This is a genomic window from Microcoleus sp. Pol12B3 (assembly GCF_036701355.1).
Classification (GTDB): domain Bacteria; phylum Cyanobacteriota; class Cyanobacteriia; order Cyanobacteriales; family Microcoleaceae; genus Microcoleus.
In genome coordinates this window covers 51,699-76,979 of record NZ_JAUBQS010000022.1, presented here as the reverse complement: position 1 = coordinate 76,979, position 25,281 = coordinate 51,699, and the positions used below count along the sequence as shown (strand labels likewise).

At 45.4% G+C, this 25,281-nt stretch carries 24 protein-coding genes, 1 tRNA gene and 2 pseudogenes; 11 read left to right on the top strand and 16 right to left on the bottom strand.

The genetic code is table 11. The annotated features are described in order from the left end of the window. Window positions 1-20: 20 nt before the first annotated feature. On the bottom strand, window positions 21-1,259 hold the full coding sequence (locus QUA53_RS13550) for a histidine kinase (protein ID WP_333097349.1): 1,239 nt from the start codon (window positions 1,257-1,259) through the stop codon (window positions 21-23). Window positions 1,260-1,312: 53 nt separating this feature from the next. Here QUA53_RS13550 and QUA53_RS13545 point away from each other — a divergent pair, with 53 nt between their 5' ends. The 3 genes from QUA53_RS13545 to QUA53_RS13535 all read left to right on the top strand — a co-directional run bounded on the left by QUA53_RS13545 (window position 1,313) and on the right by QUA53_RS13535 (window position 5,853). Beyond that, window positions 1,313-3,037 (top strand): DUF2079 domain-containing protein, encoded by a 1,725-nt coding sequence (locus QUA53_RS13545; RefSeq protein WP_333097350.1) that lies wholly within the window; start codon window positions 1,313-1,315, stop codon window positions 3,035-3,037. Window positions 3,038-3,287: 250 nt separating this feature from the next. Beyond that, a complete protein-coding gene (locus QUA53_RS13540; protein WP_333097351.1) occupies window positions 3,288-4,475 on the top strand; it encodes a glycosyltransferase family 4 protein in 1,188 nt (395 codons plus the stop codon). 133 nt (window positions 4,476-4,608) lie between these two features. Beyond that, window positions 4,609-5,853, top strand: a complete 1,245-nt coding sequence (locus QUA53_RS13535) for an MFS transporter (RefSeq protein ID WP_333097352.1) — start codon at window positions 4,609-4,611, stop codon at window positions 5,851-5,853. A gap of 223 nt (window positions 5,854-6,076) precedes the next feature. Here QUA53_RS13535 and QUA53_RS13530 read toward each other — a convergent pair. Then, window positions 6,077-6,150, bottom strand: a tRNA-Arg gene (locus tag QUA53_RS13530). A gap of 78 nt (window positions 6,151-6,228) precedes the next feature. On the opposite strand from QUA53_RS13530, the gene moaC reads away from it, so the two are divergent. From moaC to QUA53_RS13515, 3 genes are all read left to right on the top strand, one after another. After that, on the top strand, window positions 6,229-6,750 hold the full coding sequence (gene moaC, locus QUA53_RS13525) for a cyclic pyranopterin monophosphate synthase MoaC (protein WP_333097353.1): 522 nt from the start codon (window positions 6,229-6,231) through the stop codon (window positions 6,748-6,750). A gap of 88 nt (window positions 6,751-6,838) precedes the next feature. Then, entirely contained in the window at window positions 6,839-7,096 is a 258-nt protein-coding gene (locus QUA53_RS13520; RefSeq protein ID WP_006633890.1) for a 2TM domain-containing protein, read from the top strand. Window positions 7,097-7,160: 64 nt separating this feature from the next. Further along, the gene (locus QUA53_RS13515) at window positions 7,161-7,463 is read left to right on the top strand and encodes a DUF3181 family protein (RefSeq protein ID WP_333037589.1); all 303 of its coding nucleotides are present in this window, start codon (window positions 7,161-7,163) and stop codon (window positions 7,461-7,463) included. A 73-nt stretch (window positions 7,464-7,536) separates the two neighbouring features. On the opposite strand, the gene murJ is transcribed toward QUA53_RS13515, so the two are convergent. Beyond that, window positions 7,537-9,150, bottom strand: a complete 1,614-nt coding sequence (gene murJ / locus QUA53_RS13510) for a murein biosynthesis integral membrane protein MurJ (protein ID WP_333097354.1) — start codon at window positions 9,148-9,150, stop codon at window positions 7,537-7,539. A 382-nt stretch (window positions 9,151-9,532) separates the two neighbouring features. Between murJ and sfsA the strand changes: the two genes are divergently transcribed. Further along, window positions 9,533-10,270, top strand: a complete 738-nt coding sequence (gene sfsA / locus QUA53_RS13505; RefSeq protein ID WP_333097355.1) for a DNA/RNA nuclease SfsA — start codon at window positions 9,533-9,535, stop codon at window positions 10,268-10,270. A gap of 1 nt (window position 10,271) precedes the next feature. Here the strand turns inward: sfsA and QUA53_RS13500 are convergent, their stop codons facing one another. From QUA53_RS13500 to QUA53_RS13475, 6 genes are all read right to left on the bottom strand, one after another. Then, complete coding sequence (locus QUA53_RS13500; protein WP_333097356.1) at window positions 10,272-10,499, bottom strand: hypothetical protein; 228 nt, start codon at window positions 10,497-10,499, stop codon at window positions 10,272-10,274. Window positions 10,500-10,598: 99 nt separating this feature from the next. Beyond that, on the bottom strand, window positions 10,599-11,876 hold the full coding sequence (locus tag QUA53_RS13495) for a S8 family serine peptidase (protein ID WP_333097357.1): 1,278 nt from the start codon (window positions 11,874-11,876) through the stop codon (window positions 10,599-10,601). A gap of 188 nt (window positions 11,877-12,064) precedes the next feature. Further along, entirely contained in the window at window positions 12,065-12,529 is a 465-nt protein-coding gene (locus QUA53_RS13490) for a hypothetical protein (RefSeq protein ID WP_333097358.1), read from the bottom strand. 150 nt (window positions 12,530-12,679) lie between these two features. Next, window positions 12,680-13,603, bottom strand: a complete 924-nt coding sequence (locus QUA53_RS13485) for a hypothetical protein (RefSeq protein WP_333097359.1) — start codon at window positions 13,601-13,603, stop codon at window positions 12,680-12,682. A gap of 406 nt (window positions 13,604-14,009) precedes the next feature. Next, on the bottom strand, window positions 14,010-14,357 hold the full coding sequence (locus tag QUA53_RS13480) for a DUF1036 domain-containing protein (protein ID WP_333097360.1): 348 nt from the start codon (window positions 14,355-14,357) through the stop codon (window positions 14,010-14,012). Between the two features lie 41 nt (window positions 14,358-14,398). Beyond that, window positions 14,399-15,052 (bottom strand): hypothetical protein, encoded by a 654-nt coding sequence (locus tag QUA53_RS13475; RefSeq protein WP_333097361.1) that lies wholly within the window; start codon window positions 15,050-15,052, stop codon window positions 14,399-14,401. 272 nt (window positions 15,053-15,324) lie between these two features. On the opposite strand from QUA53_RS13475, the pseudogene QUA53_RS13470 reads away from it, so the two are divergent. Beyond that, window positions 15,325-15,494, top strand: a pseudogene (locus tag QUA53_RS13470) (DNA/RNA nuclease SfsA); the annotation flags it as partial. Window positions 15,495-15,618: 124 nt separating this feature from the next. On the opposite strand, the gene QUA53_RS13465 reads toward QUA53_RS13470, so the two are convergent. The 7 genes and pseudogenes from QUA53_RS13465 to QUA53_RS13435 form a co-directional block, all read right to left on the bottom strand. Beyond that, a complete protein-coding gene (locus tag QUA53_RS13465; protein ID WP_333097362.1) occupies window positions 15,619-15,945 on the bottom strand; it encodes a protease inhibitor I42 family protein in 327 nt (108 codons plus the stop codon). A gap of 340 nt (window positions 15,946-16,285) precedes the next feature. Beyond that, entirely contained in the window at window positions 16,286-16,723 is a 438-nt protein-coding gene (locus QUA53_RS13460; RefSeq protein ID WP_333097363.1) for a hypothetical protein, read from the bottom strand. Between the two features lie 80 nt (window positions 16,724-16,803). After that, window positions 16,804-17,892: a C1 family peptidase gene (locus tag QUA53_RS13455; protein WP_333097364.1), complete on the bottom strand. Its 1,089-nt coding sequence runs from the start codon at window positions 17,890-17,892 to the stop codon at window positions 16,804-16,806. Window positions 17,893-18,059: 167 nt separating this feature from the next. Next, window positions 18,060-18,791, bottom strand: a complete 732-nt coding sequence (locus tag QUA53_RS13450) for a helix-turn-helix transcriptional regulator (protein WP_333097365.1) — start codon at window positions 18,789-18,791, stop codon at window positions 18,060-18,062. Between the two features lie 369 nt (window positions 18,792-19,160). After that, window positions 19,161-19,613 carry an HlyD family efflux transporter periplasmic adaptor subunit gene (locus QUA53_RS13445; RefSeq protein ID WP_333097366.1) on the bottom strand — a complete coding sequence of 151 codons (453 nt, stop codon included), beginning with the start codon at window positions 19,611-19,613 and terminating at the stop codon, window positions 19,161-19,163. 137 nt (window positions 19,614-19,750) lie between these two features. Continuing rightward, window positions 19,751-20,951, bottom strand: a pseudogene (locus QUA53_RS13440) (ISAs1 family transposase). A gap of 131 nt (window positions 20,952-21,082) precedes the next feature. Then, the gene (locus QUA53_RS13435) at window positions 21,083-21,913 is read right to left on the bottom strand and encodes a PEP-CTERM sorting domain-containing protein (RefSeq protein WP_333097367.1); all 831 of its coding nucleotides are present in this window, start codon (window positions 21,911-21,913) and stop codon (window positions 21,083-21,085) included. Window positions 21,914-22,249: 336 nt separating this feature from the next. On the opposite strand from QUA53_RS13435, the gene QUA53_RS13430 reads away from it, so the two are divergent. From QUA53_RS13430 to QUA53_RS13420, 3 genes are all read left to right on the top strand, one after another. Beyond that, window positions 22,250-23,572 (top strand): 3-isopropylmalate dehydratase large subunit, encoded by a 1,323-nt coding sequence (locus tag QUA53_RS13430; RefSeq protein ID WP_190661862.1) that lies wholly within the window; start codon window positions 22,250-22,252, stop codon window positions 23,570-23,572. A gap of 34 nt (window positions 23,573-23,606) precedes the next feature. Next, window positions 23,607-24,194, top strand: coding sequence for a hypothetical protein (locus QUA53_RS13425; protein ID WP_333097368.1), 588 nt, complete (start codon window positions 23,607-23,609; stop codon window positions 24,192-24,194). Window positions 24,195-24,511: 317 nt separating this feature from the next. Next, window positions 24,512-25,273, top strand: a complete 762-nt coding sequence (locus QUA53_RS13420; protein WP_333097369.1) for an HIRAN domain-containing protein — start codon at window positions 24,512-24,514, stop codon at window positions 25,271-25,273. Window positions 25,274-25,281 lie beyond the last annotated feature (8 nt).

The following is a 25,281-nucleotide window of genomic DNA, read 5'->3' as shown; positions in this document are numbered from 1 at the left end:
GAAAAATCTACAGCTAAGTTTTATTTTTGGACGGGCAGAGTAAAGTGAAAACAACTGCCTCTATCGGGTACAGAGTCTACCCAAATTTGACCGTAGTGGGCGCGAATGATGCCTTGACATAGAGACAGTCCAATGCCGTAACCATCTGTTGATTTATCTCGCTGCAAGCGAAAACTGTCTTCAAAAATGCTCGCGCAATCTTCTTCAGGAATTCCCGGGCCGCTGTTGCAAATGCTGACTTGAACTTTGTAAGCGGTGCGGTGGAGAATTGAAAGATTAACGGTTCCTCGGTCTGGGGTGTACTTGCTGGCGTTGTCAAGCAGGTTGATCATGACTTGTTTGATGCGATCGGGATCGGCATAAACCAAAGGCAAATCTGCGGGAATGTCTGTTTCTAAGTTCAGACTTTTCGCCTGAAATTTGTCTTGAAATTGCAAGATTACATCTTGACAAATCGCCCCTAGTTCGATTCTTTTTGGTTCAATGTGGAGTTGAGCGTTTGTACCCCGGGCTGCTTGCAGGATATCTGTAATCATACGATCGACAATTTGGATTTGGCGGCGGGCTTGTTTCATCAAATGAGCCGCCAGACTCGGTGTCAAACGCGACTTTTCCCCCTCTTTCACCTTCTGACTTGACTCCAAAGTCTCCAAAGCCAAAGATGCTGCCGTTAAGGGATTACGCAAGTCGTGAGCTAGCATCGCAATAATCCGGTCTTTCAACTGCAACTGCTCTTGCAGGTGTTCTTTTTCCTGTTTGAGGCGAAAAACTTCATCAGAAAGCTGCACAATTTCGGCGGCGCAAGCAACGGAATAGAGTGGTTTTGAGTTAGTCAGGCTTTCAGCAAGTGCTGGGGCTGACTGCTGCTGAGCTGCGTATTCTTCTACAGAACGCTTCCAGCGGGGCCACCAGTGTTCGAGTTGGGCGATTAAATTGCTGCCGGCGAGAGTTTGTCGCGGATCGGGATGAATTTTGAGCAGCGAGGGAGTGGCTACAAGTTTAAAGTGTTCGGCTAAATCGGGCTGTTCTCCTACGTCAATGATTTGAAGCTCAAAGTCGCAGTCTGCTTTCAAATCCTTTAGGGACTTGCGGATGTGTCTGGTCTGTTCCCGGGAAGAGGAACGCTTGTCTACAAACAGCAAAAGCTGTAAAAGCGGTGCGGAATTTACCGGCTGTTCGGGAGAACAGTCAGTGCCGCTGGTGCCGGGTGTGGGATGGACGCTGTTGAGCTTTTCGATCGGGTGAAAATAATTGAGCATTGCCGAGCCGAGTTATTTCACTTCTACTTTAATTTAATACTTACTTTAGATTTATGCTATTGTCCGATAATTTCATTACAGGCGGGCAGATGATATTTTTGAGATGGAAGAAAAATGAGTCGCTGCGGGTGGTGGTTCAAGTGGCGGCTGCCTTTTTTGTGCTGTGCCTGTTGCTGACGCTGCACCGCTACTACAGCTTTTACGCTACTTACGACCAAGGCATTTTCAATCAACTTTTTTGGAACGGCACTCGGGGTCACTTGTTTGAGAGTTCCCTCTCTTCGGCGTTGTCCACTAATGTGGTGCACCAAAATCAGCTCCCGGAAGTATCTTACTACCGGTTGGGGCAGCATTTCACCCCGGCGCTGATGCTGTGGCTGCCAATTTACTCGCTGTTTCCCTCGCCCGTCACTTTGACGGTGTTGCAGGTGACTTTAATTACGGCGGCGGGAGGAGTGCTCTATGCTCTCGCCAGACACTATCTGGAACCGAGGCTGTCGGCGACAATTGTTGTGAGCTATTACTGCGCTAACGCGGTCATCGGTCCGACTTTGGGTAATTTTCACGATATTTGTCAAATGCCGCTGTATGTCTTTGGCTTGCTGCTGGCGATGGAGAAGCGCTGGTGGCCCTTGTTTGGGATTCTGGCAACTTTAATTTTGGCCGTGCGAGAAGATGGGGGAGTTGTTTTATTTGGCGTCGGAGTTTACCTGATTTTGAGTCGGCGCTACCCTCGGACTGGTTTAGCCGTCTGCATACTCAGTTTTGGTTATATGATCGTCCTAACTAATCTGATTATGCCTTTGTTTTCTGCTGACATATCCCAGCGGTTTATGATGGAGCGCTTCGGTCAATATGCCGATGGAGATGAAGCTTCTACTCTAGAAATTATTTGGGGAATGCTGAGCAATCCCTGGCGGTTGGTGGCTCAGTTATTTACGCCGTTTTTTGGTAAGATTAGATACCTGCTTGGCCAGTGGTTGCCATTAGCTTTGGTTCCTGCTTTCGCGCCTGCATCTTGGATGATAGCTGGATTTCCGCTGCTGAAGCTATTTTTAGCGAAAGGAGAGTCGGTGCTGGCGATTAATATTCGCTATGCGATGACTGTGGTTCCAGGGCTTTTTTACGGGGCTATTCTGTGGTGGGCCCAGCGTCAAAAGGAAGAAGATAGAATGGTGAGAGAGGAAAGAATGTTTTTGCGTTTTCCTTCTGCTTTATTTCCTCTGCCTTCGTCTTCAAAGTTTCGCCGCTTTTGGGCGTTTTGTATCTGTTTGTCGCTATTTTTTACCTTCACTTCTAACCCAAATCGGACTTTTTCTTGGATTTTGCCCGATGCGATCGATCCTTGGGTGCAGGTTCCTCTTGTCAGACAATGGCAGCACGTTTTGCAAGTGCGGCCGCTGTTGGCTCAAATTCCTGCTGATGCTAGCGTGGCAGCGACGAATACTATTGTGCCGATTTTGTCAAGCAGGCGGGAAATTCTCAGGTTTCCGATGTTTGAACTCCGCAATGATGCGGGGAAGGCAGTGAAGATGCAATATGTAATTGCCGATATCTGGCAGTTGCAGCAGTATCAGGCTGCGTTTCGCGGGGAACGGGGACAGTTGCGGGAGATCGTACCGGCGATCGATCGAATGTCCAAATCGGGAGATTACGGCATTGTTGGCTTTGAAGACGGCGCGATTTTGATGCGTCAGGGTGCTGTTTCTAATTCTGCATCTGCTGCTGCTTGGACCCGTTTTCGCGGCGAATTGGAGCCGATTTTGAAGAAACGGTAAGCGGGTAGGCGCGATCGCCATTGCTTCCTTCAGTGGCTCAAATCTTGAGGAAACCTGTTTTTTTCAGGTAATGGCGATCGAGCAATTTCATGCAAAAACCACGTTTAGGCATGATTTTCTGTCTTTGTTGCTGCCAAAAGTCAGGCATTGGGCATCAACTTACGATCGACTCAAATTTGAGGCCGGTCATTTTACAATAAATCTGTTAATCCTAAACATTAAGTTATATAAATTATTTGGAGGAAAAAAGATGAAAATTTTGGTATTGGCATGGGAGTTTCCTCCCAGAATCGTAGGCGGTATCGCCCGCCACGTATCGGAACTGTATCCTGAATTGGTAAAGCTGGGTCACGAAATACACTTAATTACAGTAGAGTTCGGCCACGCGCCGATGTACGAAGTGGTGGAAGGAATACGTGTGCATCGGGTGGTGGTGGGGCACGCCAGGGACTTTTTTCACTGGGTGGCGAATCTCAACCAAAGCATGGGCCACCAAGGCGGAAAACTGATGCTGGAGGAAGGCTCCTTTGATATCATCCACGCTCACGATTGGTTGGTGGGAGATGCGGCGATCGCCCTCAAGCATACCTTTAAAGTACCGCTAATTGCCACCATCCACGCCACCGAATACGGGCGTTTCAATGGCATCCACAATGAGGGGCAGCGCTACATTAACACCAAGGAGAACGACCTCGCTTACAACGCTTGGCGGGTAATTGTTTGCAGCGATTATATGCGGCGGGAAGCCGAACGGGTACTATCCACTCCGTGGAACAAAATAGAGGTAATTTACAACGGAATTAGACCAGATAAAAAGCCCAGGTGGCACGAATTTGATGCGATGGATTTCCGCCGCAGGTTTGCTGCTGATGATGAGAAAATTGTCTATTATGTAGGAAGAATTAGCTATGAAAAAGGCATTAATGTATTTTTGCAGGCGGCACCTAAAGTAATTTGGGAAATGGGGGGTAAAGCAAAAATTGTAATTGTTGGTGGTGGCAATACAGACCATCTCAAACATTTAGCTTGGCATTTAGGAATTTGGAATAAGTGTTATTTTACTGGGTTCATGTTTGAGGAACATCTTGACAAATTTCAGACGGTGGCTGACTGCGCGGTTTTTCCCAGTCTTTACGAACCTTTTGGGATTGTTGCCTTAGAAAGCTTTGCTGCAAGAGTGCCTGTGGTGGTTTCGGATGCGGGCGGACTTCCAGAGGTGGTGCAGCACACTAAAACGGGCGTTGTTACTGAGGCAAACAATCGGGATTCTTTGGCCTGGGGAATTTTGGAGGTGCTGAAAAATCCGGGTTACGCGCAGTGGTTGGTTGACAATGCTTATCAGGATTTGGAACGCCGGTTTAGTTGGCCTAAGTTGGCGATAGAAACCGAGTGGGTTTATGAACGGGTGGTGGAGGAAAGGGCTGAGGTTGATTGGTAAGAATGCTGACTGTTGAGGGTGAGTAGAATATCAAGTTTTTTTGTTGCCAATATTAAGAAATTGTAACACAATGATATATATACACTCGACCTCAGCTTGAGCGCACTCAGAAGATTTAAAGGGAATTAGCATCTTGAATATTTTTAGGGACATCGATCCCCAACCCAGACGCAGCTTGCTGACTTTATTCACCGCAGGGCTGCTATTCTGGTCAAGTTTGGCTTCGCTGCTGCCAACTTTGCCGCTGTACGTTCAATTTGTGGGCGGCACAAAACAGCAAATTGGCTTTGTGATGGGTGCATTTGCGATCGGACTTTTGCTATCGAGGCCACCGTTGGGTAAAATAGCCGACAGCAGGGGGCGAAAACAAGTTTTGCTGCTAGGCGCGACAGTCGCTGCGATCGCCCCTTTTGGCTACCTGTTAGCTCAATCTATCCCCTTACTGTTACTTATTCGCATTTTTCACGGCATTAGTATCGCCGCTTTTACTACAGCTTACAGCGCTTTGGTAACAGATTTATCGCCGCCAGGAAAGCGGGGCGAATTAATCGGTTACATGAGCTTGGTTAATCCTATTGGTTTAGCAGTTGGGCCTGCTATTGGTGGATTTGTACAAGCTTGGGTTGGTTATACTCCTTTGTTTGCGATGTCGGCGGCTTTCGCTGCAATGGCTGTATTTTTTACCTGCAAAGTTGCGGAACCTAATTTTGCAGATTTAACAAAATCGGACTCGCTATCTGAGGATAAAAACAGCCAAAAATACTGGCAAATGCTCTGGAATCCTAGAGTGCGGATTCCGGCTTTAGTGTTATTGGTGGTTGGTTTAGTATTTGGAACTTTGAGCACTTTTATGCCTTTGTTTATCCAAGAAACTAAGACTAATTTGAATCCAGGATTATTTTATTCGACGGCGGCTATCGCCAGTTTTGGTATACGGTTGCTCACGGGACGGGCTTCGGACAAATACGGTCGCGGCTTGTTTATTTCTGGTGGCTTAATCTGTTATGCCGTATCTATGTTATTGTTGTATTTTGCTAACAACAGCAGTGCTTTTTTAATAGCAGCTTTGATTGAAGGTTGCGCGGGTGGTACGGTTTTGCCGATGATGGTAACGCTGATGTCGGACAGGTGCGAACCTTATGAAAGGGGCCGCTTGTTTTCGCTTTGTATTGGCGGATTTGATTTGGGAATTGCGGTTGCGGGGCCGACTTTAGGCTTTGTTGCTGAACAAGTTGGCTACAGAAATATGTTTGGTTTTGCGGCTGGTCTCGCTGGCTTTGCTTTGCTGATTTTTATTACTCAGTCTAGCAAGGGCTTATCTAATTCGATGAAATTTGCGATCGGTCGAGGCAAAGATATTTATGCTTTGAATCAGTAGACTTGAATTGCCAAAGTCCTTTTAATCAATTTTTGGGGCGGGCTAGAAGCCCACCCCACCCGAAAAAATGATTTTTGTGGGATGGGCTTTGAGCAGGGTCCTAGATATTTTTGCAAGAGGTCTAGTAAACGCACAAAATTAAAAAAGTTATGAGTTTTAAGTCGTGAATTGAATTAATTTATTAATTCAAAACTAAAAACTCAAAATTCATAACTTTTAGTAGTGGGCTTGGAGGGATTCGAACCCCCGACCTCATGGTTCGTAGCCATGCACTCTATCCAACTAAGCTACAAGCCCCTGTTGAGTTTAGATTTAATCTAAAATTGATTAAGTTCTTTTCTCACAGAATCTAACAGTAACACCATTACCAAAATAATGCAAGACCTTTCGCAAACTTTTTCTGAATTGCCCGATGTGGCACAGCTAACTCACCTCGACAACAGCGGGGAAGCCCAAATGGTGGACGTTTCAGCGAAGGTGCCGACTGTGCGACAAGCTGTGGCTGCTGGCCGGGTGCGGATGTTGCCGGAGACTTTTGCGGCGATTGAAGCGGGGAATGCGCCGAAAGGTGATGTGTTGGGCACTGCAAGGCTGGCTGGAATTATGGCGGCCAAACAGACTGCACATTTGATTCCTCTGTGTCACCCTCTGCCGCTGAGTAGCGTGGAGGTGCAGGTGATGCCGGATGCTGGGTTGCCGGGGTATCAAATTCGGGCGACGGTGAAAATTAAGGCGGAAACAGGGGTGGAAATGGAGGCGCTGACGGCGGTTTCGGTGGCGGCGCTGACTTTGTACGATATGGCGAAAGGATTGGAAAAGTCGATCGCCATTGAGTCAATTCGCTTGGTGAGTAAAAGTGGCGGCAAGTCTGGAGACTATGAAAATGTAGAGGCATAAGTTTCCTACCGAAAGAGGGATGCAGCATTCAAAAAGCTGCACTTATGATTAAAATAGGCACAGAACTACTAATATCAAGTGAAAAACTATGCCTCCTCGTTGGCCCCGCAAACCCGATCGCAATGATCCAGAGTACCGCCGCTTAGATGACCGGATGAATTTTGCTATCCACGTCGGTCTTTTTTCTGCTACCAATTCAGGTTTGTGGTTTGTTCACAATTTGCAAAAGGCTGATTGGCCTTGGGCAATTTCGGTAACGGGTGGATGGGCTCTAGTAGTTTTGGCCCACGCGATTTACCATTTTGCGATCGCCGATTATTCGCCCCTCACCAAAGATTCTGGCTGAAGGCAGTTGGCGGCGATTTGTTAAGTCTTTTGATTGATAACAAATAACTTTCGGCTTTTTTGATATGGCTAATACTACACAGGCGATCGAATCCTTAGCAGCCGAAATCGGCGAAAATGTCTACATTGACATTGCCAAATGGCATTTGTATCTGAGAGATGCTCACCTGCATACTGTTGTTGCCGAACAACTTTATTCCATGCTGGAAGATGGCAATTTAGATGCTGACAAAGTTGGACAAGTTTTGCAAGGAATTCCAGTCAAGTTGGGCGGCGGCAAGCGGGAAGTGCCACTGGCAGATTTAATTCCGATGCAGTGTCAAGTTCAATTGATGGATGTTCTTGAGGAATTTCAGCGAAAAATGTAAAGTAAAGGGCGGGTTTTGTACGCAGATTGTGGGCGTTGTGTCTAGTATTCGCCTTTAACCCGCCCCGACAATTTTATTTGCGAAAACGCCCCCGAATGCGATCTACAAACATATCAACTTCCGGCAACTTCATCTGACTGACAAACAGGGCAAAAACCCCTAACCCTACAAAACTTGCCACACTCAACTGCACTAATTGAACGACCAAACCTTCAGTACCCAAAACTCTTTGACACGCTTGCAGAGTAGCCAAGGTAACGAAAGCAGTTAAACAACTCCCAGAAGTTAACCCCAGAAAAGGCAAACTCCACTGCCCCCAAGGCAGGCCACCCAGCTTTTTATCTAAACAGTACAAAAGCATAATCATCGAAAGAAGATTCACTCCCACCGTCGCCAAAACTAATCCGGGCGCCCCAAAGGCTCCAACCAACAAATAATCCAAAAGAGCGTTTAAAAAGATATTGATAATACTGATGCGAAAAGGGGTTTCCCCGTCTCCCAAAGCGTAAAATACCCGTACCACAACGTCGCGTCCCAAATACACAAACATTCCAATACTGTAAGCCATCAATATCGGCGTAACAAACAGCGAGGCCTCTCTATCAAAAGCATAGCGTTCGTAAACAATGCGGACGATAGGCCCAGCCAGCGTTACCATTAAAGCGCTCAGGGGCAGCATCGTAAGGGCGGTCAAAACTAAAGATTGACGAATTCGATCTTTTAATTCCGGCCAATCTCTCGGATCGGTGAGGCGAGAAAATATCGGTAGAAATGGCACTAAAATTACATTAGAAATGATGCCTAAAGGCGTCATAACTAACAAGCCACTGTAACCCAACGCAGAGGCGGCTTGAGGGATGTAGGATGCGAAAAAGAGGTCTGTATAGACATTAATTTGCAGCATTCCTGATGATAAGGTAGCAGGAACCATAACCTTGATGACTTCTTGCACTCCCGGCCGTTTAAAATTAAACCGCAAACGCAATGTTCCCAACCCCGCGCGCCACTGCGCCACCAGTTGCACCAACCACTGCAAAACTGCACCCGCTAACGTTCCCCAAGCTAACACTAAGCCACCAATTAGTGCGGATTCTGGCTGAATAATTTTGTCTCCGAGTTGCATTGCGAGAAGCCCCAAACCGCCGACAAGTGCAACGCTGGAAAATAAAGGACTAATCGAAGGCAACCAGTACATATCGGCAGCATTGAGAGTGCCGAAACCAATGCCGATCAAGCCTGAAAGTAAGGCCATCGGCGCCATAATCCGAAATTGCTGGACGGCAATTGCTTTAATTTGTAAACCTTCTGCTGTTCTATTTAATCCCGGTGCCACCAAATCGATCAGCGGATCGGCAAAAATAATTAAAGCGATCGTCACTAACAGCAACAAGCCCCCGACTAAGGTGGTGATAGTCTCGACTAAGGGTGCTGCTTCTTTTTTATCCCGGCGGGCTAAAACACTGACGATGGCGCTGTGAAATGGCCCGTTAATCCCTCCGAGCAAAATAAATAAGAAACCAGGGATGACGTAGGCGTAGTTGTAGGCATCGACGGCGACACCGACTCCAAAGGCTGCGGCGATCGCAATTTGGCGCACTAATCCAAAGACTTTGCTAATTAGAGTGGCGACTGCGACAATGCCGGCAATCCCTGCGAGGGAACGAGAGGGCTTCTGTAATTGGGACACAAATGGTTACAAACGCTAATGCTAAAAGGATTCACTTATTTTAATCGCGAACCGGGAGAATCATATCACGAACTCATAAAACTTCTAGGGGGAATTGCGCTTGTACCAATTTTATCGCTATTACTGACTTGCGGAAATTCAATAATCGATTGGGACTATTCGTCCTAACTACAAACCGCCGTTTCGTGCTATGATGCGTCAATCTAAAATCTACAATCTAAAATCTACCATTTAAAAATGATTAAATAAATGAGTTGATAAAAGCAGATAGTTCATAACTTACAATCGATTGTGTTAGCTCCCAGACTTCTTTCAAAAGTGCGGATCCAGGTATTCCGTTATAGGTAAAATCTACAATCGAGAATCTAAAATCTAAAATCGAATGACTGGCTTAATTTACCAATATCCTCCTCTTTTACCCGGAATTCTCATCAAACGTTACAAGCGATTTTTTGCCGAAATAGAACTAGATTCGGGAGAAATAATCACCGCGCACTGTCCGAATACTGGCCCGATGACTGGTGTTTACATTCCGGGCAATCCAGTGCTAGTATCTCCCAGCGACAATCCTAAACGCAAGTTAGCTTATACTTGGGAATTAATTAAAGTTTGCGACACTGTGCCAACTTGGGTGGGAGTTAATACTGGGCTGCCAAATCGAGTAGTTAAATTAGCTTTGGAATTGAAATTGTTTCCAGAGTTGGGCAATTACAGTTTAATTCAACCGGAGGTTGTTTACGGCACTGATAAAAAAAGTAGAGTGGATTTTTGGCTAACTGGTGAGGAAAAACCGATTTTTCTGGAAGTGAAAAATACAACTTGGGTAAAAGAGGAGTTGGCTCTATTTCCCGATACAGTGACAGAGAGGGGACAGAAACATTTGAGAGAATTGATAGAAGTGGTGCGGCAGGGTTCGAGGGCTGTAATGCTGTATTTTATTAATCGCGGGGATTGTACTGATTTTGCTCCGGGGGATAGTGCCGATCGCATTTACGGAGAATTGTTCAGACAGGCGATCGGTGAAGGTGTAGAGATTTTGCCCTGTCGCTTTGATGTGACACCGGAAGGGATTCGCTATTTGGGGTTAGCAAAACTAGATCTACTAACCCTAAATGATTAGTTTAAATTGCCTGCATTTCTCGATCGATCTCAACACTAGCCACGCCCGGTACGCTCTTTAGTTCTTCTAGCTTCGACTCAGCAACTTCTCCAGTAACGATACCAATCACAGGCAGCACCTCATCCACTTTCATTCCCGCCGATTCTAAGGCAGTGACAACCGATTGAATTACCGATATGTTTTGGTCGTCAACAGCCACTATGATGCGCTGTACTTGTTCGTCAGACATATTTAGCATCCTTTGGAGTACATCCATTGCGCTATTGTAAATTGTCTTCTGTTAGATCCCCGCAGGCTTAAAGTGCTGCAGGGACTTGGGTATTCTGCATTACGGAGCTTGTACTAAACCGCTTCCAACACGAGTATTTGGCAACGGTAGCGCCATAGCATAGGCAGTCAGCAATTGCCAAAGTTCAGCACCTCGTTTACCAGTCGATTCGGCATACAAGGCCGCGAGCCCAGCCACGTGCGGTGTAGCCATGCTAGTGCCATTGTAAGCAGCATAACGCCCTTTATTCATAGGCACTGATGAGTATACTTTCACTCCTGGAGCGGCGATATCGACTTTAGTTCCTTGAATGAGGTCAGAGGTAGCCGAGAAGTCAGGCACTTGGACGCAGTTATCAACGGCTGCAACAGCCATAATCGAGGGACTATTCGCTGGTTGTCCAACGGTTTTGGTTGGTCCGTGGTTGCCGGCGGCCGCCACGATCAGACACCCATTTTGCAGTGCCCGACGACCGACAGTTTCGTAGGCCGTAGAGGGCTTTGGATTGGTGTTTCCTAATGACATCGAGATCACTTGACACCCATTGGCGATCGCCCATTCCATCCCAGCCAGAATCCAGCCACTAGCGCCACTACCGGCATTACTCAACACTTTACCGACATAAATGGTCGATTCGTAAGCGATCCCGTACCTGCGGCCGTTAAGATCCTTGAACCCGCAGGCTGTCCCGATGCAGTGCGTGCCATGACTGTTGCCATCTTGTACGTCCTCCCCTGGTACGAAGGACTGCGATACAATCGATCGACCTGCGAAGTCGGGATGTTGGAGATCCAGCCCCGTATCCAGCACAGCAACTTTCATTCCACTACCAGTCAACAGAGAGTCGATCGCCTTCGTTGCCTTCAAACCCCAAGTAGAGTCGCTATCATCGGAAAAACATTCTTGTTTCTCGATTTCTGCTGCTTCTGTAGTAGTGGCTTTGTCGTACAGGTTATTCACCGCATCGCGATAACCCCGCAAATAGTCTGCCGACAACCCATCACCAATGGCGTAGAAAGTGCGCTCCGGTTCGATCGCCAGAATAGCCGAATCCTCTCCCGCAGAGGTCATGATGCTGCTGAAACCCCCTTCGTCTAACGAAACGACGGCCACGCCGAGAGTGGGAAACACCGCTCCCCCTGCTGCTTCAATTTGGCTCAAGTCTAGAGCAGAGTCCGGGAAATCGGCAGCATTTGCCAGTCCTCTGATGCCAGTTTGGTCGTTCAGAAGATCTAACCCTTCTATCACCGCATCATCGCGGAAAGTAATAATGTAACGCCCTGTTGTTTCATCAGCTTGGGCAGTTTCTGGGATGGGAAAACTAGGTTGTTCAGACATAAATACCTCTTATTGAGTGTTATTAGAAATCCATGACAGTTTTTCTGACCTGAATTTCTACTTCTTTTGCTACTGACTCGACTTATTTATGACTTACGCAAAAGAGCAATTTTTACATTGTTTGTCGTCGGGTAAGGTGCGGTGTGCTGCGCCCTACAGATACACTTTGTGCGTAAGTCCTGTGCTGTTTACTCGGCTAATTTGCTAATTTGATGGTAAAGTTCGTCATCTAACCGTCCTTCTCCTGTCTGGATTAGCCATTTTTCTAAAGTACGGTTTTTATCGGTAAATTCTTGGGATTTACCATTGCTTCTAGCCACGATAAATCCATTAGAAATCACAATTTCCCGATAGCCCTCTACCTCTTCACCACTTTCTCGGACAATCAAACCACGATACCCCAATCCTTCATTAACAGCTCCTTCTCCTTGATGTGTAGACAATGATTGAAGTCGTTGTGTAAACTGCTGAGATTCTTGCACTGTCAATTCCCAATGTGGGTTTGGTCTGCCACTAAACATATCCACTTCTACTTGCATCTTTTTGTCTCCTAAAGCTGTGACCGAACACCCAAGCAAAGTCACCAAAAACATTAAAAAACCCAAGCCAATTATCCTTTCTAGATATGTTGTGAATGAATAAGCCCGTTGCATGGTCTTCTTCTCCAGTGTGGGGAACCCACATTCCGCAGTGCTATATAGCAATCCTAAATCATTTGTAAATTTCTTACTCCCTCCTCTTGGTAAAGGGAGGGTTGGGGTGGGGTAAAAAATTTATCACTCCTGCAAGGATTGCTATAGATTCTATTTAATCTTTTGGCTCTTACAAGTGTAAAAATAGCCACAAAATATGGTGTAAGGCCCACGGTTACAGGTAGCTGGGTTAGTGATGACTACGCCACTGTTATCTGTATTCCGAGCCGCTGTCGAACCCGGTTTGTGACCCCAAAATCCTTCTCGCATTTTGCGATACCAGTGGAAATCAACAAAGCCCGGACCAGGGGCAATAACCAGTGCTACTAAATAGCGAGGGGCTTGTGAGGCGGGGAAACAATCGTAGCGTTTGTGCAATCCATCACACAGGGAAGCTTTGGTAACTTCTACGCAATTAATTGCGGTGTACTGATGTCCGCATCCTTTTCCTGGTTGGGCAAAAGTATCTGTCCGCTTGTTGCTCGCATAGTTATAGCAGTTGTTGTTCTGCCGGATTACGGGGTTGTTGTTCCAGAAGCCGGGGTTATAGGGCGAAGTATCATAAAAGCAGGTAGCAGCCACTTCACTTGAGGTGTCTACCGCCATGTTTGGTAAGTCTTCAACATCAGATACTGAAAGTCTGCTGCTGGTTTCCAGTTGTTGTCGCAGAAAATTCTGCAACATTTCATCTAAAGGTAGTTCTTCTCCGAAAGCCGATGCTTCTGGAGATGATTCTGCACTGCTCATTAAGCCGATCAAACGCTCAGCAATCTCGTTTGCTTTATCGCTAGCGGCACTCGCACCTGCAGCCATATACATACTAGCGGGTAGTTCAAAGTCTTGGGCAAGCTCGTCAGATAGGGGTTCAATGGTGAAACCGCGAAACCCTAATCCAGCATCAGCAGAAGCTGCTTCGGCTACAATGCTACGATTGTTAGCAATCTCTTTGAGTGTAGTTCGAGCTTCTTCCTCGTCTGTAATAATCCACTCGGGAGCGGGTCTTCCAGAAAATATATCGGCAGTAATCCGTAACATACTTAACCTCTTTCTTGAGTAGTTTTCAGCAAACAAACTCCACCTTAAAGTTGTTCAATAGCTAGAGAAGACAACCTTGGTCATGAGAGTTATTTAAGCTGAGTTTCAAAACTGCATAACAGCTTTTGATCTAATAGTCCTCAAAATAAACTTGAAGAGCAATACGACGATACGCGTATAGGATTATGAAGATATTGCAACAAAACTCCATTTGAATAACCGCAACTTTTATCAAGAGATGTTGCTCCTTTTCTGTTATAGCAAGTAAAAAAAATCCCATAAATGGGAGCCCGTGCAATAATATTGAGTAAATTCGAGTTAACAGTCGATTAATTCCGCTCCTATGTAGATTAAGTTGTCAAGTTAAATTTAGAATAAAAATTTAACTTGACAACTCCACTCAGATTTATGCTGTCAAATTCAGCGTGAAATTGTCGTAACTGTTAATATCAAGCAACCGGAAGCCTACATTAGTTGCTTGAGTGCTGCTTGTCCACTCACACCAGTCAAAGGCTTGTGGAGGGACAGGCCTCACGTAAGGCCCTGACCAATTTGCTCCGTTATCAGCCTCAGCATAGTAGCAGTAGTAGCGATTCAGACTACGCAAACTACCCCCATATACCACTTTGCATTCGCCAGGATTGAGCCGCCACCAACCTTTTTTTGCCCAATTTCCACCATCTGGACAGTTGGGGCGATAGTACATAATAGCTACCCAAACACCAGATGTATATTTGTTGCAAATTGTGAGCATATTCCACCTCGTACAATGAGTAATTGCCAATGAATACGGTTCTATGTCCCTGTGTTGGAACGGGTACATTCAGGTAAAACTTCTTTGTTTTCAACAGAGAACATTGATGATGCACGTAGTGTGTGAAGGAATGTTTGATTTTCGATGCCCGGTTTAGCATCAGATTGACCTTCGCGAGCTACCGAATCTTGTTTTATTGCACTGACATCCACAAAATCGACTGTTGCATCTTCTTGGCTTTTTTGAGGTAAAACTTCTTTGTTTTCCACAGAGAACATTGATGATCCGCGTAGAGTGTGAAGCAAGGTTTCATTTTCGATGCCTGGTTTAGCATCAGATTGACCTTCGCGAGCTGCCGAATCCTGTTTCTGAACACCGAAATCGACAAAATCGACCGTTGCATCTACATTATTGGTTTCCATTTTTACCTCCGTAGTGGATTTTTGTTTAGCACAGTTTACAGACTCCATATAGCGTTTAATCTCATATTCCTCAAAATAGAGTTTGAGAGCAATACGACGATCCGCGTATAGGATTATGAAGATATTGCAACAAATTATGCTTTGAACAATTCCAACTTTTACCGAGCAATCATCACAGCAGTCGTTCGGCTTTGTAGGCTTAGTTTTCTGTAAAAATGCTTGATATGTTTGCGAAGCAAAATTAGTTTTTAAATTATTAGATAAAAATTTCAACTTTACAGTTGACTGTGATTTTTTTAGGAGGGCTGTTTACACCCCAGCCTAAAAAGATTCCGCTCTGAAAGCTGGTTTTAAACCCCTAAATTTTGCTCGACAAGTGATTTACGGTTGGGTGGGGGCGAGTTTTTTATATTGTCAATTATTTGCAGGTATTGTTGGTGAACCCGCCCTACAAAAATTATGTCTATTTAGCAATGCCCCATGACTGACTTGATTGACAAATATCCTCCTCTTTTACCCGGAATTCTCATCAAGCGGTACAAGATTTTATTAATCGCGCAGATTGTACTGATTTTGCTCCGGGGATAGTGCCGATCGCATTTACGGAGAGTTGTTCAGACAGGCGATCGATGCAGGTGTAGAGATCGTGCCCTGTCGCTTTGAGGTGACACCGGAAGGCATTCGCTATTTGGAGTTAGCAAAACTGGATATTTGAGATTTGGTGCGCTTCATGGGGGCAAACTCAGTCAAACGGGTCCAGCCGACTAAATGCTACTCACCTCCCGACTAGCTGCGGCTTAGCCCCAGATGCGTAAGCAATGAAACTGTCAGAAGTGTTGCTATTCGGAGACTTGAACAGTGGCTTGAAATTCCTCAATGGTTGATTCCTCACCAACCCACTCACGCAAGTTTTTTAGTTGTAATTTTACTCGACCGGGATTGTTTGCTTGAAAGGTGAACACGCGCTGCCCGCCACCACCCATCCCAAGATTACTACCCAGATTCATGTCGTCACTTTTTAATTGTAAAACTTCTGTATCTAAGGCGGACAGAGACCAGCGGTAGCCTGTTGTTGAATTTTCGTCTAAACGAAGTGTGAGCGTCTGTCCGCGCTTGAGGTTTAAAACTGTGCCACTATCGGCTTGAGATAAAGTTAATTCAGACATAGATTGTGAGGTAGGAGGTGATGAAGGTGGCTGTATATATTGCTGTTTCGGGTGTGCGGTCGGCCGTGGAGGAAATGTTGTGCGAGTCCGTGAAGCAATGTTAGGGGAAAAGGGAGTAAAAGATACTAAATAGGTCGAAATGATTAGGTATAAAAACATAATTTATGTACAAAAGAAACAGCCATGCCAAGTTTAGTCGCGCTAGAATCGCAATTTGCTGGTGGGCGGTTGACGGTTGGATGGTAAACCTTAAAATTCAACCATCAACCGCCAACATACTCAATGCAAAATCTTTGAGTGCAGCCCGGCATAAACTTGGAGAGTCGGCGACAATCAAGCTTTACCAAACGTAAAGGGTGGATACTTTGTTGTCGGCTTCTTCATAGTATTGGACGGGTTTAGCTAAAACTTTAGCATGGGCTGCGATGACGTTGAAGGCAACGATCGCAGAGTCAGAATTATCGGCAAATTTCCGCCAACCAATCTGATCCACATACATATAAGCGTTACGAGTTGAGCTGTTTGTCCACAGTCCCAGTACCTTTTTATCAGTTTGCCAAGCTGTGTTGCCTTGACTAATAGCATTTTGAGCGGGGGGATCGAAGGTGGGACGCTCTTCTTGACTTGCGGTTTGCTTCGCAGCTTGAACGGGAGGTTCTTGGGTGGGGTAGGCTTCCATTTTTATCTCCTTAGTATTGGGGTTGAAGGGTTGTGCGATCGCCTGACAAGGCAGACAAACTTCATCAGGTGAACCGGCTGGATTGCTGGAATAAGTCATGGTCGTTCCTTAATCTCTAGAAGCGAATCGTTAATTGTTGGACTTGGGATTTTGGACGATCGTCTCAAGTCCGCTGTTTTTTACCAGGCGTAAATTTCTTTGATGATCGCGTTTTCTTGATAGAGGCTGACTGGACGATCGGCCGCTTTAGACGCAGCAAGCTGAATCAACATATCGAGGTTTGTTTCATCGCTAGCATCAGAGAGTTTTCTCCAGCCGATGCCTTCGCTGACATAGACATAAGCATTGCGATCGGCATTATTTGTCCAGAGTCCGAGAATTTTCACATTTGACAACCAGCCGGTTTCAACGATGCCATCCACCGCGAACATACTGGAGTCAATCCCGCACTGCCCGTAAGCGATGCGGAAAAAGCCATTCTCACCAAAGTTCTGTCCCCAGCTATTTTTGGCAATCCAATAGCCTTCGGTGTCGTTGTAACCCACGATCGAGACACAGTGACCACCCTCAACCTTGCCGCTAACCTGGCGATAAATGCCACTTTTGTAAGCGAAGAAATCTGTGTAGACAGTGAAGCAAGCTACCAACGCGCCGCGAGAGGAAAGCCATTCCTTCATATCTGCGATCGATTTAATCTCATGCCACCCGCTAATTTTAACGGCGCTACTTTGCCAGTTACTGGCAAGGTTGCTGCAATTTTGATCGGCTGCGGTGTAAGGGTAAGAAGCTTCGATGGCGAGTCCTGTTTTCGCTGAATCCATTGAGGGTGGCACCCACCAACCGTTCCCGCAGTTACGTCCTAGGGCGCGGGCATAGCAGTAGAACAAGTGAGCTTCGGATAAATCGATCGCCAGCGCCGGATTGTTGCGAATGCGGCGAATGGTGGTTTCGATCGTTGCCACAGTGCCAAACGCAACACAAGAACCGCAAGAACCTTGATCTTTGACTGCTGTCACAAATCCACCTGTCCGCATATCGAAGCTGGCGGGATAGCCTGCTGTCTCGCCTTTAATCTGTGCCGACTTAAAGACTTCCTGATTGATCTTGGCGATTTGCTCTTGTTCTTCAAAGGACGGTTCGTTAGGCCCAGGCGTATAACCGAGCCGCAGTTGCTTTTCGGCATCTGAAAGCTGAGTCATGCTCGTTTCGCCAGCTTGCCAGGAGGCACCGGCTAGCTCGATTGCTGCTTGCAATTTAATGGAATCCATGTCATCTCCTTAAAACATAAAGTAGGTTTGACTCAAACTAAAATCGCTCGTGAGTTTGCGTATTTTTTGCTCTTTTTTTGAGCTGCGATCGAACGCTGGATAACAGCGTTTGATCTAATAGTCTTCCAAATAAACTTGGGGAACAATACGACGATCCGCGTATAGAATTATGAAGATATTGCAACAAAGTCTGCTTTGAATAACCCCAACTTTTCCAGAGCAACCATCACAGCAGCCGTCCGGGTTTGTACGCTTAGTTTCCCGTAAAGATGTTCCAGATGTTTTCGCACTGTTCCTTCACTGCAACCGATCGCTTTAGCTATTCCTGCATTACTTTTATCTTTGGCAATCCAGAATAAAACCTCCGCCTCGCGTTTGGTGAGTCCTAGCAATTCCAGAGCAGAAATAGAGAAAGATTGCAGTTCTTCTTCCTCCAATAGCAAGACATATTGCTCTTTGATGGGATCGGGAATCAGCCGGACTATCAACTGTTTTCCTGCTTGTTGAATGTGCAAGGGCAAACAGCGAGAGGGAACATTGTGGTTGAATGCGATTCGCGCAATCTGCTCCTGGAACCAATGTTGTAAGGATTCTGGCAATGAGTAGGGAATGTGGTATAAAAAATAGTGGCTTAAAAGTTCTTCTGCCCGTTGAGTCATGAATTGCACTTCGCCTGCAATCTCCACAACTATCGCCCCTACGCGATCCAAAATTTGCTTGACTAATCCCTTAATGAAATTATCTGGCTGCTTGTCTGTCCGATCGCTCTCGACTTTGATAATACAATCTTGGTAGAAAATTTCGTAACTTTCGGCCTCAGCTTTTGGTGCTTGGAGTCGATCAAAATCTTGAGATGTCAAAATAACTGCGCGCTGACGCCTGTGTTTCTGTGAATTCATGGGAAATATCTCCATTGGCATATACGGTGAACATGGCGAAAGTAGATACCCTTGCGGTGCGGGTATCTCGCTCATTTCACTGTTGTTGAGGTCTACAACTGTAGAAATGCACTCTGAGATTTTTTGAGAGTCCCTGATTTAAGTTGCTTTTCTTAAGTAATTACTAACTAATAACAGTCACTAGCGATTAGTTACAAGTCACATAATCGAGTGACTTGCATAATTTTATTTTGTGTGTTAAGGTCTGTATGTTTTATTGTAAAGATAAAAAAATAACTCAAAAAAAAGTGTCAAGGCATAAATAACTTGCCATAAGAACGTCGCGGCGAATTAGATAATCAAATATACTAATGGGTGATGTAAAGTTCGTCAAACATCGGCGAACATCCTGGCTTTTCTGAGAATAAATGTAAGTACGGTTTCTTGTCGAGAAATAATGTCGGCTGTAACTTCCCTTCCTGCTTGAATATGATACTGACAGCACTGTTCGTTAGCCGACGATAAGCTAATTGCCCGATCGCGCTTGACTAAATAAGTTTTTTGGGCCATAACAGTCACTTCATAGTAAGGCGCACTGTTATTTTCACCAGCAATGGCATCGGGTGCGATCGCGCTAACTTTCGCTTCTAGTACGCCGTAGTCGGGATAGGGATAGGCAGAAATCTCCAGGATAGATGTTTGACCGATCGCAATTTTACCAATATCGGGAGCGGCGACGCGAGCTTTGACGACAATCGCAGCATTAGCGGGAGCAATTTGAGCAATTGCCGCACCCAGGGTAAACGCATCTAAATTAAGTTGAAAAAAATCATATTTGTGCATGAGCTAGTCTCTGAGAAAACCATTCTTAAAACTCTTAAATCTGATGCAATTAACGCAGTTAAAATCGAGCTTTAAGAACTTCTAAATTCTCAAAACTGAATCAATTTAGATGGGGAATCAGTTTTAGTTTTCGAGCGTTAGCTGGCAGAGTCTAAAATTTTAACTAAATAATTATTATCCATTCCCGCCCGATACCGCTTCATTTTTAAACTTCCTTTAAATCCTTTTTCCTGTTTCAGTAAATTGACAGCTAAACGCCGTATAAGAGCAAAATTTTCAGGAGAATGATCTTTACGAATGCGACTCTTGTCTGAGCGAAAAAGTAACATCCAATGTCCAATGTAAGCTATTTTCAATACCCCAATGACTGCGAATTGCTTGAGAAATCTTCTCGGCATTACTGGCTAAACTACTTAAATAAAACCGAACTTCTGTGGTAGTTTTATTCCACAAACGTCTTTCACTTACGACCATCACAACCGTTTTTAATCCAGCCCATAATGATTGATTATGAAGAGGTAGCAACTCCCAGACTGCCACCGTCCAAATTTGTCTTTTTTCAACTCGATGATGCCCCGCTTCTATTTGTTGATAATAGCTATGCTCTCTGCCAGAAAACTCTTCTTTGCGAGCTAATTCAAACCAGTTTTTTACGTCTTTATGAAGAAGTTTTTGATTTTCTTTTAGCCCTAAAAGATAATCTCCTTTCTTCTTAATTATGAGCGCTGATATTTCTTTCTGACATCCCATAGCATCGATGGTTATTACGCTTTTTTCAATTTCTAGCAGCTCTAACAAAGCCGGAATCGCTGTCACTTCGTTGGATTTTTTATTGACTTTTTTTTGCCCTAAAACTAATTGATGGGACGCCGACCATGCGCTGACTATATGTAACGGTTTTTGGCTCTGATTCCGGTCATAAGATTGTTTCATTGTTTTGCCATCGATGGCTATGACTTCTAGCTCCAATTTTTGGGTAATTGAATTTACCCAACTCAAAAAACACTCTTGAAACTGCTTCGGTTCAATTCGAGCAAATACTCGACTAAATGTATCATGAGAAGGAATTCCATTCGGCAGTTCTAGAAAACCTTTTAGCCATTCATATTTAGCTTTTCCATAGAGTTCTATTGCTCCCCATCCATCCGCACCGCTGATGATAGCTAGAATCGCAATCGCTACAATATCTATTAATAAATGCTCTTTACTTCTTTCTATTCTTGGATCGGTCAAGGTCTCAAAATGGTTTAAAAAACTAACGTTCAATAAGTCTGTCGGATTCGATACACCTATTGTTTTTTGTTGGGAAGTTAAAGTCGAAGTAAACCCTTTCGCCATCGATCGCACCTATGAATTACGCACTTGATTTAGCTAAATACTTAATCTTATCATGTTTTAGGTTGAAATTAAGATGCGTTTACCCTGTTATAACACCCGATCGCGATCGGCAATTGGGTCTGGTAAAACAATCATTTAACCAACAGCGATCGCCTCTTAATTTTGACGACCAACAATCCCAATCCTGCAACAATCATAGCAGCAATATTGCTAGGTTCAGGCACTGCTTCGGCAATACTGAGCGAATTGATCCCCAAAGCGCGAGATCCCTCAGAACTGCTATAGACGATCCGCGAAATGTTAGCAACATCACTGCGAACTCCGAGAAACGGCGCTGAATTATCTAGTGCTAATGAGGAGGTTCCTGGTGTTGAGAAACTACCTAACAAATTATTATTACTGTCAAATGCCGAGATCAATGCAGTGAATAAAAATGTATCATCTACCGCTATTTGCGTCCCGGCGGCCGCCACGGGGCGATCGAAGGTAATCGTTAGCGGGCCGGGGTTCCCTACTGCTGGCTGCGGGCCTGGTCTTAAACCAGTCAACAAAATGAAATCGCCGCTGGCAAAGTTGGTGGGAATGCCTGGTGAAGGGAAGGTTTGAAAAAGTAAAGGAGGCGTCACTCCTGGGGCTGCTGCGGGGGGAATGCTGACATTAACTCCCAGTCCTTGTTCCGAGGTGACTGAGAAGGAATTGGGCAATACTTTAAAGGGCGGCTGGACTGGCCCTAAAATCGACCAATCAACGCGATCGCTCCCTCCCAAGGCCGCGCGATTGCTCGCGAATGTCAGATTAGCAGCTTCAACTGGCGGTGCTAACAGAATTAAAAGAGTGCCCATCGCAGTTCCCGCAGCAGATAGTTTTAGCGATCGCATTTTTTTTGCTGTGGGTACAAATTCCGGCAGGCGATCGCTGTGTAATAGCTGCACTTTGAAGTGTTGAAGTTTGTCACAAATCATAATAATTCCTCCCTGCAACTTTTCCACAAAATCTTACAAAAATTTGGTACTGCCAAAACTGAATGTTTAAATTAGGTTGCGTCCAATATAGTTTATATCCTGATAATGAACTCTGATTATTTAACAAGACATAACATTACGCATACTTTCGTAAGGTGGTGATTTTCCGCCCTACAATTGGTATTCGATGCAATTGAAAACTGCTATCAAACTGGACGGTTCCCTAAAGTTGGAAGTACATCCGAGACATTTTCCTGTCTCAGTATCCTCGGTAACAGGGAATGTTTCGCTTACAATTACACTATGTAGCATCTAACAAAAAAGAGCGATCGCACTATGGGAATGACTCTGACCGAAAAAATATTAGCCAAAGCATCAGGCCGCACTAAAGTAGAGCCCGGAGAAAATATCTGGGTAGAAACAGATGTGTTGATGACCCACGATGTCTGCGGGCCCGGCACCATCGGCGTTTTCAAACGCGAATTCGGCGAGAATGCTAAAGTCTGGAACCCAGACAAAATCGTCCTCATTCCCGACCACTACATTTTCACCAACGACGAACGCGCTAACCGCAACGTCGATATTCTCCGCGATTTTGCCCAAGAACAAGGGATAAAATACTTTTACGACATCACGGATCGATCGGACTTCAAAGCAAATCCCGACTACAAAGGAGTTTGCCACATCGCGCTAGCACAAGAAGGCCACACCCGGCCCGGCGAAGTGCTCTTCGGCACCGATTCCCACACCTGCAATGCCGGCGCTTTCGGACAATTTGCCACGGGTATCGGCAATACAGACGCGGCTTTTATCATGGGAACCGGCAAACTGTTAATCAAAGTTCCCGCAACCATGCGCTTTGTGTTCAACGGTGAACTGCCGGATTATTTGTTAGCAAAAGACCTAATTTTGCAGATTATTGGTGATATTAGCGTTGCCGGTGCTAACTACCGGACAATGGAATTTGCCGGCGATACAGTTGAGCGTTTGACGATGGAAGAACGGATGACCCTGTGCAATATGGTGATTGAAGCAGGCGGTAAAAACGGCACGGTTGCGCCCGACAAAACTACGTTTGATTACGTTACTTCGCGGACTGATAAACCCTTCGATTCATTTTACAGCGATGGGGATGCTAAATTTTATAGCGATCGCACCTACGATGTCAGCAAATTAGAACCAGTTGTCGCCAAACCGCACTCTCCCGACAACCGCGACTTAGCCCGCAACTGCCGCGATGTCAAGATCGATCGAGTTTACATCGGTTCCTGCACCGGTGGCAAAACCTCCGACTTCCTGAATGCCGCCCGCATTTTGAAAGGAAACCAAGTCAAAGTTCCAACTTATTTAGTACCAGCAACTCAGAAAGTTTACGAAGATTTGTTTGTCACAAAATACGAGGGTCAAACGCTTTCGGAAATCTTCTTAGCAGCCGGCTGCATCGAACCCGCAGCGCCTTCTTGCGCCGCTTGTTTGGGTGGCCCGAAAGATACTTTCGGGCGGATGAACGAACCCGAAATTTGCGTGTCTACAACTAACCGCAATTTCCCCGGCCGCATGGGGAATAAAGAAGCGCAAGTTTATCTAGCTTCGCCTTACACGGCGGCGGCTTCTGCCCTGACTGGGTATGTCACCGATCCGCGCGAATTCCTGTGTTAGATAGTTGCTTTTAGCATTCTTTAAGGTTGACACAATGGCTGAAGAGTTCCCTATTATTGTAGTTCCAGAAGCAGCCTATGAGCTATCTGAAACCGAGACTATGGGAACTAAGTACAAGTTCTGGTTTGACTGTCCAAATTTAGGGCGTTACTTGTACAAACAGTCTCGACAAAATACAGGTGAAGATTGGGCGGAAAAAATTGCAGCCGAGTTCTGCAAACTCCTCGGACTGCCCCATGCTCAATATGAACTGGCAACTTGGAGAAGTCAACGCGGAACTGTCTCACCATCATTTTTGCCCGATGGTGGCAGTTTCATTCCTGGGAATCAAGTTTTGTCTGCGAACGCACCGCACAGAGTTAATATTGTGTTGAATGCGATCGCAGACAATTCTGTTAATTTGCCCCTCGATTGGGTTCCGCCAGTCGGGAGAGAAACAGCAGTAGAAACTTTTGTCGGATATTTGCTATTAGATGCCTGGATTGGCAATACAGACCGTCACTCAGAGCATTGGGGTGTATTAGATAAACCGGAAAGTTATCCTACTTTAAATATCGCCAGATATCTAGCACCAACTCACGACCATGCCTCTAGTTTGGGAGTGCGGATATCTGATGAATAACGCTAAAATAGACTGATTACAAAAGATACTAGCTATTCTGTCCAAGCTTATGCTAAAAGATGCTCTTCTCAGTTGTATGCTAGCGATAATAGACCAAAACCTCTCAAGACTTTTGAGGCATTCCGCTCCGCAGCGCTAGACTATCCCGAAGCAGCCGAAATTTGGCTTAATTGCGTTGAGAAGATTTCAGCTAATGATACGCTCGCCATTTTTAAGCGGATACCGCGCGATCGAATTTCACAAATTACCATTGACTTTTCTCAACAAATACTTGAATTTAACAGAGAAAGGCTACTTGAATTCACTGGACATTTGCTTTGAAAACACTATTTTTGGCTTGGGAAGATTCAGGCAGCAGTTCTTGGTTTCCGATTGGCAGATTAACATTTAACGGTAAAGAATACCAGTTCAATTATACAAATGGTGTTCTAGAAGCTAAACTTAAGTGCTGGTTTGAAGCCTTGCCATCTTTCCCTGATTTCAATAAGGTTTATACTTCACAGAAACTGTTTCCCTTGTTTTCCAATCGAGTGATGCCGCGATCGCGTCCTGACTACCCTGAATTTGTAAAGTGGTTGAATATCCCTAAAAACGAAGATGACCCAATTGCTTTATTGGCCCGCAGCGGAGGGAAACGGGTAACTGATAAATTTGAGGTATTTCCCTGTCCCGAACCCGATGAAAATGGACGTTACCGCATCCATTTTTTTGCACATGGACTGCGACACCTTCCCAAGTGGGCAATTGAACGGATTAATCGGCTTCAAGTGGGCGAACTTTTGTATTTAGCCCACGAATTTCAAAATCCGCACGATTCCTCTGCTTTGCTTCTGTGTACGAAAGATCGCGGGATTGTAGGCTATTGTCCGCGCTATCTTTTGGAGGATATTTTTGAAATTATCTCGCAGGATCGAGAATTGGTGCGCGTAGAAGTCGATCGCCTCAATCAACCTCCAACGCCGCTACAGTTCCGCTTGCTGTGCAAGATGACTGCCGATTGGCGAGACTTTCGCCCTTTCCAAGGCCCGATGTACCAGCCGGTTAGCAGTGATGTTTTAGCTGCGAGTGCGATCGGATAATCAGCAAT